Below are 9,845 nucleotides of genomic sequence, written 5' to 3' on the forward strand. Positions count from 1 at the left end.
GATGATAGCTGAATATGGCCAGCTGGCACTGACCTTTGCCCTGGTGTTGTCTTTTTTGTTGTCTGCGGTACCACTTTATGGCAGTTTTAGTGGTAATCAAAGGGCTTTGCTGCAAGCTAAGCCGCTGGCGATTGGCCTGTTTATTTTCTGTTTGCTGGCAAAGCTGGCGCTGGTTCATGCCTTTTTAACCAGTGACTTTACCGTCATTAATGTCGCGACCAACTCCAGTTCTATTTTACCCTGGTATTATCAAATCACGGCCAGCTTTGGCTCACATGAAGGCTCAATGTTGCTGTGGATTTTAATGCTGGCCGGCTGGACTGCTTTGGTCGCAATATTCTCCAAAGGCTTGCCACTGCTAATGCAGGGGCGCATTTTGGGCGTGCTGGGGCTAATTAATATCGGCTTTATTGCCTTTTCCTTGTTTATGTCAAACCCCTTTGCCCGCAGTTTGCCGTTTTATCCGGTTGAGGGGATGGACCTTAATCCGTTGTTGCAGGATTTCGGTATGATCATCCATCCGCCACTGCTTTATATGGGCTATGTTGGCTTTGCTGTGTCGTTTGCTTTTGCCATTGCGGCATTAATTGGCGGTAAGTTTGACAGCACCTGGGCCCGTTGGGCCCGACCATGGACCCTGGCAGCCTGGTTGTTTTTAACGCTTGGCATTATGTTTGGCAGCTGGTGGGCTTACCATGAACTGGGCTGGGGCGGTTGGTGGTTCTGGGATCCGGTAGAAAATGCTTCATTCTTGCCATGGTTGGTGGGTACCGCATTATTGCACAGCCTGGCGGTAACGGAAAAACGCGGTACTTTTAAGTCCTGGACCGTATTACTGGCACTGGGTGCCTTTTCATTAAGCCTGGTTGGTGCATTTTTGGTGCGCTCCGGGGTGCTGGTGTCAGTGCATTCTTTTGCAGCCGACCCTGATCGGGGCATCTTTTTACTGGTATTCCTGTTACTGGTTATCGGTGGTTCGTTGGCATTATATGCCAGCCGGATGAACTCGGTGCGCAGTCAGGCCCGCTATCAGTTGTTTTCGCGGGAAGTGATGTTGTGGGGTAATAATGTCTTTTTATTAACGGCTACTCTGGTGGTGTTTCTTGGCACCTTATTTCCGCTGTTTCATAAAGAACTTGGCCTTGGCACCATCTCTATTGGCGAGCCGTTTTTTAACCAGATGTTCTACTACCTGACCATTCCGTTCGCGCTGCTGCTGGGGCTTGGCCCCTGGGTGCGCTGGAAACAACAGCCATTAAAGCCATTGCTGGGGCCACTGAGCCTGATTGCTGTTGCCAGTCTGGTGCTTGCCTTGGGCACCCTTGCTGCAATGCAGAGTGTGCAGGCCAATTTAGCGCTGCTGGGCTTACTGTTAGGTGCCTGGGTGGGCGTATCTGCGCTGTATGAACTGTACCAGCGAATGAGCCAGTTTGGTTCTGTCACCAAAGGTGCCTTTAAATTGCATGCCAGCCACTATGGCATGACTATCGCTCACATCGGCTTTGCCGTGCTGGTGGTTGGGGTTGCGATGACCAAAACCTATAGTGTTGAGCGTGATGTACGCATGCAGGTAAATGATAGTATTAGTCTGGCTGGCTATAACTTTACCTTGCTTGAAGTGTACCCGTTAGATGGGCCAAATTACGGCGGTGAAGCGGCAGAAATAGCAGTGCATAACAGCAAAGGACAGCTACTTACTCAGCTGCATGCTGAAAAACGTTTCTATACGATTCAGCGTACCGTGATGACAGAATCTGCAGTCCACGCCCGCTTAAGCCGTGACTTATACGTGTCGCTGGGTGAAGCCCTGCCGGGTGATGCCTGGGCGCTGCGGCTGTATGTTAAGCCTTTTGTGCGCTGGATTTGGCTCGGTGGCTTGTTAATGGCGCTGGGGGCGTTGGTGGCACTGCTCGATAAACGCTACCGGCGCAGCGGCGCAAGTTTGGCTGCAGCTGACAGAGCGGAGGCCAGCAATGCGTAAACTACTGTTTTTTATGCCGCTGGCACTGTTCCTGGCCCTGGCGTCGTTTTTATTCAGTGGCTTGTTTTCCAATCCGATGGAGCGCGAGTCGGTCACTACTAATAAACCGCTACCAGCCTTTAATTTGCCTGATTTAATGAACCCGGAACAACGCTGGCAGCCAGAGTTGTTGCTTGGCGAAACCTTTTTGCTGAATGTATGGGGAACCTGGTGCCCCACCTGTAATGCTGAACTGAGTTATATGACCGAGCTGAAGCAACAGGGCGTTAAAATTGTCGGTTTATACTACGTGCTGCCGGCCGATCCGATGCTGGGCGAGCGCTTTGATTTAACCGAGCTGCAACTGGACGTTAGTAATAAATTGCAACAGCAAGGCAATCCTTATCAGTTTAATATTCTGGATTTTGAGCGTAGCCTGGCACTGGACCTGGGAGTAAGTGGTGCGCCGGAAACCTTTATTATCGATAGCCTGGGTATAGTGCGGGCGCATCATATTGGTGATATTAACCCGCAGGTCTGGCGCAATAAACTGGCACCGATTTATCAGCAGTGGCGCCAGCAGGACGGAACCAAACCATGAAAATTTTTATTTGGTTAATCGTTGTGTTAATGCTTGGCTTGCCTGTTCAGGCAACTGAAGAAGTATTGAGCTTTGAAAATGAGGCTCAGCGGCGGCTGTATCTGCAGCTCACTGCAGAATTGCGTTGCCCGCAATGTCAAAATCAGAATATTGCCGATTCCAACGCAGTGGTATCGGTAGATATGCGCCAGAAAACCTACGACATGATTATGCAGGGCAGTAATCGCGGTGAAGTGCTGGACTATATGATTAACCGTTATGGTAATTTTGTGCATTACCAGCCACCCGTTAATCGCTATACCTTATGGCTGTGGCTGGCCCCGCTGTTAATGCTGCTGGGACTGGTTGGCTTGCAGCTGAAACGTCGCCAGCAGCAGGCTAACGAGCCGTTATCTGTGCAGCCGCAACCAGAGAGCCTGGACGCTGAGCTGGATAAACTGATTGAACAATACCGGAGTAAAAAATGATGTTATGGCCGTTGCTGTTTGTCGCCGTGATGATGCTGGCGCTTAGTGCCATTATTATCAGTTGGCCCCGGAAGGCCAGTGCTGCTAATAACCAAACACCGCTGCAATTGTTTGAAGAACGGCTGCAATTACTAGCATTAGCCCGCGACAGCGGCGAGCTTGCCGAACAAGATTTTGCCAGTGCGGCGGCAGAGTTAAAGCAACAGTTTAACCAGCAACAGCAACAAACAATAAGTTATAGCCAACCTAAGCGGCAATTGGGGTGGCACCTGGGGTTAGTTTTCTTTGTGCTGGTTGCGGTCGCGTTAATATACCGGTTTAACGGCCATTACACCGAACTGGCAGACTGGCAGCAAGCCAAAACCGATTTAGCCAGCTACGGTGAGCGTTCACTACTGGGGCAGGGCGAGCCGTTATCCGAGCATGAAACCCGCTTATTTGCGCTGGCGCTGCGCACCAAGCTGGCCGAGGAGGGGGATGATGCGATAGCCTGGATGTTACTTGGCCGCATCTGGATGTCACAAGGGTTAATGGAAGATGCGATAGAGGCGTTTGAAAAATCACTGGCGTTGAGCCCGAACCGGATCCCGCTGCTGTTAAATTTTTCACAGGCATTAATTGTGGTGGGCGGCGATGAAAACCTGGCCAGGGCCGGGCGCGCGGTGGTCAGAATTTTACTGACCGAACCAGATAACCTGGATGCCATGTCGCTAATGGCATTAATTGCTCATGAAAAAGGCGATACCGCAGAGGCAGTTAAAGCCTGGAGTTTGTTGGCAGAGCAACTTGAACCAACTGATCCACGTTACCCACTGGTGATAAGTAAACTTAGTGAGCTGGGTGTCGATAACACAGCCAGTATTGGCCGGCAAATCCGGGTTAAGTTAACGGTAGCGCCGCAACTGGCTGCAGCCAACCCGGATGCCAGTTTGTTTTTGTTTGCCCGGGCTGTAGATGGCCCTAATTTACCCTTGGCAGTGCAACGGATCCCGCTGCCCAGTGGCGAAGTAGAATTGCTACTGGATGAAAACATGGCGATGCAGGCTGACTGGAGCCTGATCCAGGCTGATCAGGTTGTGGTTGTTGCCCGGATGTCGCAGGCCGGTACCGTCGATAAAATGGCGGGTGATCTGCAGGTAGAATCCGAAGTTCTTACTTTTAACGATGCAAAAATCAGCGTCACGCTGACCCTGGAACCCTGACATGGTAGTTAACAATTTTAAGCATCGTCTAGCGCTGACTTTGCTGCTGACCAGCGCGCTGGCTATCGGCGGTTGTGCCAGTAAGCCTGAGTCGCCCTCACCACAAACGATGCAGTCAACAAATGGCAGCAACGACTATGTCGAAGCAGCAGAGACAGCGCAGACAGAAGCGCCGGCTTATGCCGACCCCCGCGATCCGCTCGAGCGACTTAACCGGCCCTTGTGGGATTTTAACTACGATGTGCTCGACAAGTATCTGCTGCGCCCGGTCACTGTCGGCTATATGACCGTCGTGCCCAAACCTGCCCGCAAAGGTTTAATTAATGTGGTTGAAAACCTGAATGAACCGGCCAGCTTCCTGAATGGCTTGCTGCAAGCTAAACCCGGGCGGGCAGCAGTCAGTGCCGGCCGTTTTCTGGTAAATTCTACTGTTGGCGTTTTTGGTCTGTTTGACGTAGCGACTAGAATTGGTCTGGCAGAAGCTGAAGAAGATTTTAACCAAACATTGGCCGTTTGGGGTGTGGGCGATGGCGCCTACTTAATGATCCCTGCGCGAGGGCCAACCACGGTTCGGGGCACTGCTGGTGGTATTGTCGATGGTTTATACTTTCCGCTTGGTTTATTAAATACACCACTGACCATAACCCGTTTTGCGATCAACGCCCTGGACAGCCGCGAACAACTGATGAATGTCGAACAAATGCTGGAAGACTCACTTGACCCCTACGCCTTTGTCAAAGAGTCTTATTATCAACGCCAGGAGTTTAAATTATACGACGGTAATCCGCCGCAGCCCGAGGAAGAAGAGCTGGACGACGAGCTGCTGGACTATCTCGACGAATTCCAATAAATAAAATCACTCTGACCCCTTTTTCGGCATTAGCAAACAAAAAAGGGGTCAGAGTGCTTAAAATGGATATACAGGATTAAGGATTATTATGATAAAAGTACTCAGCGTATTCGGAACCCGCCCCGAAGCTATTAAAATGGCACCTCTGGTTAATTTGTTAAAAGATGACAGTGAAATTGACAGCCGGGTTTGTGTTACCGGACAGCATCGGGAAATGCTGGATCAGGTGCTCAGCCTGTTTGCAATTGAGCCAGAGTATGATTTGGCAATTATGAAATCCGGCCAGGATTTGTATGACGTTACCACCAGTATTCTATTGAAAATAAAACCGGTACTGCGCGATTTTCAACCCGACATCGTGCTGGTGCATGGTGATACCAGTACCACTTTTGCTGCGGCACTGGCCTGTTACTACGAAAAAATAGCGGTTGGCCATGTAGAGGCAGGGCTGCGAACCGGCAACATTTACAGCCCCTGGCCGGAAGAAGCGAACCGCAAGCTAACGGGTGCAATTACCAGTTTACATTTTGCCCCTACCGATACCTCTGCAGCTAATTTGCTGGCTGAAAATGTTGCCGCCAGCACTATCGTGGTTACCGGCAATACTGTAATTGATGCGCTGCTGCAGGTAGTAAGCAAAATTGGTCAGGACGAAAAACTCAACACTGCCTTCGCCAAACAGTTTCCCTATGGTCAGCATGGCCGGCGCTTAATTTTGGTTACCGGCCATCGTCGGGAGAGCTTTGGTGATGGCTTTGAGCAAATTTGTGCCGCCCTGGCTGAGCTGGCTAAAGCCTTTCCTGATTGCGATATCGTCTATCCGGTGCATTTAAACCCCAACGTCCGCGAGCCGGTGTTTCGTTTGCTGAGCGACGTTTCTAATGTTCATTTGATACCGCCCCAGGATTATCTGCCGTTTGTCTACTTAATGAGTAACGCCACTATCGTCTTAACCGACTCTGGTGGAATTCAGGAAGAAGCCCCTTCACTGGGTAAGCCAGTGCTGGTAATGCGCGACACCACCGAACGACCTGAAGCCGTAAGTGCCGGTACCGTTAAATTGGTGGGTACTGACCGCCAGAAAATTGTTGAGCAGGTAAGCCGCTTATTAACTGACAACGAGTATTATCAGAGCATGAGCTTTGCACATAACCCTTATGGCGATGGAAAGGCTTGCCAGCGGATTGTTACTGCGATTAAACAAAAAATGGCCAGCAGCAATTAGCGTTTAGCCGGTCTTAACAGTAGTTTAAATCAGTTTGTCAGCTGTGGTATTATCGACAACTAATTTTAGGCTCAGAAAAAATAACAGCAATGGAGATGAAATGGATTTTAGCAAGCTAATCAATAGCTTAAAATGCGATGATGGAGCTCATCGTTGGCTGATCACTGGCTGTGCCGGCTTTATTGGTTCAAACTTATTGCAGGCGCTACTTGCCGCTAACCAACAGGTTACCGGCCTGGATAACTTTGCAACCGGACATCAGCGTAATTTGGATGAAGTGCAACGCCTGGTAACTCCTGAACAGTGGCAACGCTTTAGCTTTATTGAGGGTGATATCCGTGACCCTGAGCATTGCAAGCAAGCCGTAGCCGGTGCTGATTATGTGCTGCATCAGGCCGCGCTCGGTTCGGTGCCTCGCTCGCTGGCCGATCCGGTAACGACCAACGAAGTGAATATCAGTGGCTTTCTGAATATGCTGGTAGCTGCCCGCGATGCCGGGGTTAAACGCTTTGTTTATGCGGCTTCCAGCTCTACCTATGGTGACCACCCGGCGCTACCCAAGGTTGAAGCCAACATCGGTAAGCCATTATCACCTTATGCTATCACCAAGTATGTCAACGAACTGTACGCCGAGGTGTTCAGCCGCAGTTATGGTTTTCATAGTATTGGTTTGCGTTACTTTAATGTATTTGGCCCGCGGCAAGACCCTAACGGTGCCTATGCCGCTGTGATCCCGAAGTGGACAGCCGCGATGATCGCCGGCGAGAAAGTTGTGATTAACGGCGACGGTGAAACCAGCCGCGATTTTTGTTTTGTTGATAACGCCGTGCAGGCTAATCTGCGTGCCGCTCTGGCAAATATCGAGCAAAGCGAAGTATTTAACGTCGCAGTGGGAGACAGAACCACCCTGAACCAGTTATTCAGTGCTATTCAAAGTGCGCTGGCTGGTAATGGTATTGCTTACGCACATGCGCCGGAATATGCTGATTTCAGACCTGGCGATGTTCGTCACTCTCAGGCTGACGTCAGCAAAGCACGACTTATGCTAGGTTATTTGCCAAGCCACACCATTAACGAAGGTATCGCAGTAGCGATGCCCTGGTATATTGCCCAGCCAGCCAAATAATGGCAAAAGGAAAGATATGACAGCTTTAACAGATGCAAAACTGGCTATAATCGGCCTCGGATACGTTGGTCTGCCGTTGGCAGTAGAATTTGGTAAGCATTATCAGACCCTCGGTTTTGATATTAATCAGGCGCGGGTAGCCGAATTAAAAAGCGGGACTGATCACACGCTTGAGGTTAGCAGCGAAGAGCTGGCCAGTGCCGCTAACCTGCAATTCAGCCATCAGCTGGATGACTTAAAAAGTGCCAATATTTATATCGTCACCGTGCCAACACCGATAGATGAACACCGCCGGCCCGATTTAACCCCGTTAATTAAAGCCTCCGAAACCCTGGGTAAAGTAATCAGCCCTGGCGACATCGTTATCTACGAATCTACCGTTTACCCTGGCGCTACCGAAGAAGACTGTATTCCGGTAATTGAGCGGGTCAGCGGCCTTAAGTACAACCTGGATTTTTATGCCGGTTACAGCCCTGAACGCATTAACCCGGGCGATAAAGAGCATCGGGTTACCACTATTAAAAAGGTCACCTCAGGTTCAACACCAGCTATTGCTGCAACGGTTGACGCGTTATATGCCAGCATCATTACGGCTGGTACTTATCAGGCCAGCAGCATCCGGGTAGCCGAAGCGGCTAAAGTCATCGAAAATACCCAGCGTGATCTAAATATTGCGCTGATTAACGAGCTGGCAGTGATTTTCAATAAGCTTGGCATCGACACTGAAGAAGTATTGCTGGCAGCCGGCACTAAATGGAACTTTCTGCCATTCAGGCCAGGTTTAGTAGGTGGCCATTGTATCGGGGTCGACCCGTATTACTTAACCCATAAAGCGCAATCTATAGGCTATCACCCGGAAGTTATTCTGGCTGGTCGGCGGATTAACGACAGCATGGGCCGCTATGTGGTCAGCGAGCTGGTTAAAGCTATGGTGAAAAAACGCATCCATGTTGCCGGCGCCAAAGTGCTGTTAATGGGCTTAACCTTTAAAGAAAACTGCCCTGATATCCGCAATACCAAAGTCATTGATATCGTCAACGAGTTAAAAGAATACGGTGTCACGGCTGATGTCTTCGATCCCTGGGTTGATGCAAAAGAGGCTGAACATGAATACGGTATAACGCCTATTAGCAGCCCGGAAGCTGGCAGTTACGATGCTATTATTCTGGCTGTCGCCCACAAACAGTTTCGCGACATGGGTGCCAAAGGCATCAAAGCCCTGGCTAAACCGGAGCATATCGTTTACGACCTGAAATATCTGCTCAGCGCCGATGAAGCCGATTTAAGGTTGTAACTGCTAAATCCCCAAACCCATAAATCGTAAAAAGGGTCAGAGTGAATAATTTATTCACTCTGACCCTTTTTCAGGCCTGCCTTTGTTTCGCCGACCAAAACTAATGTTGTACTTGTTAGTTATGTGTTGTACAAAACTTTCGTTCGCTAACGGGTAGTTATGCTTAATAGCGTCGCGGATTTGCTTTAACTCATTTTCCGGAAAATTCTGCTCAAATAGTGCCCGGTAGTTTTCTAAACGCTTTGCAGGCGTATCCGCTAAATTCAGATAAACCTGATGTGGAGTAACAATTCCTATTGGTACGCCTCTGGCATTAGTCTGGTAACTGGACCAGTGATATTCTGCTGGGTGGGCTACCAGATTGGCCCGAACCGGATTTAATTCGATATAACGCTGACAAGCCAGAAAGTACTGATCGGTATCGACTAGACTATCTTTAAAGCGTCCGTCCCACAACGTACCAACCCGTTGATAACGTTTATTAAAATAGTGCACATAGTCTCGTCCCAGATTCTGCATGACATTCGAGATCTTTCCATCCTGACCTGCCGTCATTAGCAAATGAACATGATTACTCATCAGTACAAAAGCATGAAGCTGCACCTGATAAACTGACAGGCATCTCTCTAATATTGACAAATAGCACGCCTTGTCAGTTTCATCAAAAAAACAATTGTTTCGGTTGTGGCCCCGTTGCACCACATGATATGGCATGTTAGCTATAAGATATCGTTTTCTGCGAGACATATTGATATTAAGTTAATTTAAGTTTTAAAAAACATAGCAAAAAATACCTATAAAGCAATAAAAAGGGTCAGAGTGATTTTTAAAATCACTCTGACCCTGAGGTATCCCCACAAAATTGTTAGCTAAAACAAAAAGATGAATTCAGAAGGAACATTCATGGCGTTCGGTGATCAGATCTATCGCCAAACAAACCTATCAAGGACACGCCATGAATGTTCTGCAAATGCTAACCCGTTTTGTGAAAGCCGTCACGCCCAATATGCACAGCCAGCGCCGACAGGCGCTTGAAGCCTGTGTGAAAAGTGCAGTGCATCAGAACAAGCTAACCATTACCCAGCTTGGCCGTGGAATTCACGGTAAAGCTTTTGAAAAA

General features: G+C 49.1%; 9 protein-coding genes. 8 read left to right on the forward strand and 1 reads right to left on the reverse strand.

Going from position 1 to position 9,845, the window contains the following annotated elements:
- Position 1 precedes the first annotated feature (1 nt).
- From H141_RS0111745 to tviB, 8 genes are all read left to right on the forward strand, one after another.
- Entirely contained in the window at positions 2–1,981 is a 1,980-nt protein-coding gene (locus H141_RS0111745; RefSeq protein WP_019676466.1) for a heme lyase CcmF/NrfE family subunit, read from the forward strand.
- Complete coding sequence (locus H141_RS0111750) at positions 1,974–2,561, forward strand: thiol:disulfide interchange protein (protein WP_019676467.1); 588 nt, start codon at positions 1,974–1,976, stop codon at positions 2,559–2,561. Before H141_RS0111745 ends, H141_RS0111750 begins: the two co-directional genes overlap by 8 nt.
- The gene (locus H141_RS0111755; protein WP_019676468.1) at positions 2,558–3,028 is read left to right on the forward strand and encodes a cytochrome c-type biogenesis protein; all 471 of its coding nucleotides are present in this window, start codon (positions 2,558–2,560) and stop codon (positions 3,026–3,028) included. Before H141_RS0111750 ends, H141_RS0111755 begins: the two co-directional genes overlap by 4 nt.
- On the forward strand, positions 3,025–4,230 hold the full coding sequence (gene ccmI, locus H141_RS0111760) for a c-type cytochrome biogenesis protein CcmI (protein WP_019676469.1): 1,206 nt from the start codon (positions 3,025–3,027) through the stop codon (positions 4,228–4,230). Before H141_RS0111755 ends, ccmI begins: the two co-directional genes overlap by 4 nt.
- 1 nt (position 4,231) lies before the next feature.
- Complete coding sequence (locus tag H141_RS0111765) at positions 4,232–5,080, forward strand: MlaA family lipoprotein (RefSeq protein ID WP_019676470.1); 849 nt, start codon at positions 4,232–4,234, stop codon at positions 5,078–5,080.
- An 88-nt stretch (positions 5,081–5,168) separates the two neighbouring features.
- Positions 5,169–6,305 carry a non-hydrolyzing UDP-N-acetylglucosamine 2-epimerase gene (gene wecB, locus H141_RS0111770; RefSeq protein WP_019676471.1) on the forward strand — a complete coding sequence of 379 codons (1,137 nt, stop codon included), beginning with the start codon at positions 5,169–5,171 and terminating at the stop codon, positions 6,303–6,305.
- 100 nt (positions 6,306–6,405) lie between these two features.
- Complete coding sequence (locus tag H141_RS0111775; protein WP_019676472.1) at positions 6,406–7,431, forward strand: SDR family oxidoreductase; 1,026 nt, start codon at positions 6,406–6,408, stop codon at positions 7,429–7,431.
- A gap of 16 nt (positions 7,432–7,447) precedes the next feature.
- Positions 7,448–8,725: a Vi polysaccharide biosynthesis UDP-N-acetylglucosamine C-6 dehydrogenase TviB gene (gene tviB, locus H141_RS0111780; protein WP_019676473.1), complete on the forward strand. Its 1,278-nt coding sequence runs from the start codon at positions 7,448–7,450 to the stop codon at positions 8,723–8,725.
- A gap of 54 nt (positions 8,726–8,779) precedes the next feature.
- On the opposite strand, the gene H141_RS20200 is transcribed toward tviB, so the two are convergent.
- Positions 8,780–9,472, reverse strand: coding sequence for a transposase (locus H141_RS20200; protein ID WP_157610881.1), 693 nt, complete (start codon positions 9,470–9,472; stop codon positions 8,780–8,782).
- Positions 9,473–9,845 lie beyond the last annotated feature (373 nt).

Origin of the sequence: Arsukibacterium perlucidum DSM 18276 (genome assembly GCF_000382165.1) — a bacterium.
Taxonomy (GTDB): domain Bacteria; phylum Pseudomonadota; class Gammaproteobacteria; order Enterobacterales; family Alteromonadaceae; genus Alishewanella; species Alishewanella perlucidum.

What these genes read in the sequence shown, in the direction of transcription:
- H141_RS0111745 (WP_019676466.1), top strand. Translation starts at nt 2, where the DNA reads ATGATAGCTGAATATGGCCAGCTGGCACTGACCTTTGCCCTGGTGTTG.
- H141_RS0111750 (WP_019676467.1), top strand. Translation starts at nt 1,974, where the DNA reads ATGCGTAAACTACTGTTTTTTATGCCGCTGGCACTGTTCCTGGCCCTG.
- H141_RS0111755 (WP_019676468.1), top strand. Translation starts at nt 2,558, where the DNA reads ATGAAAATTTTTATTTGGTTAATCGTTGTGTTAATGCTTGGCTTGCCT.
- ccmI (WP_019676469.1), top strand. Translation starts at nt 3,025, where the DNA reads ATGATGTTATGGCCGTTGCTGTTTGTCGCCGTGATGATGCTGGCGCTT.
- H141_RS0111765 (WP_019676470.1), top strand. Translation starts at nt 4,232, where the DNA reads ATGGTAGTTAACAATTTTAAGCATCGTCTAGCGCTGACTTTGCTGCTG.
- wecB (WP_019676471.1), top strand. Translation starts at nt 5,169, where the DNA reads ATGATAAAAGTACTCAGCGTATTCGGAACCCGCCCCGAAGCTATTAAA.
- H141_RS0111775 (WP_019676472.1), top strand. Translation starts at nt 6,406, where the DNA reads ATGGATTTTAGCAAGCTAATCAATAGCTTAAAATGCGATGATGGAGCT.
- tviB (WP_019676473.1), top strand. Translation starts at nt 7,448, where the DNA reads ATGACAGCTTTAACAGATGCAAAACTGGCTATAATCGGCCTCGGATAC.
- H141_RS20200 (WP_157610881.1), bottom strand. Translation starts at nt 9,472, where the DNA reads ATGTCTCGCAGAAAACGATATCTTATAGCTAACATGCCATATCATGTG.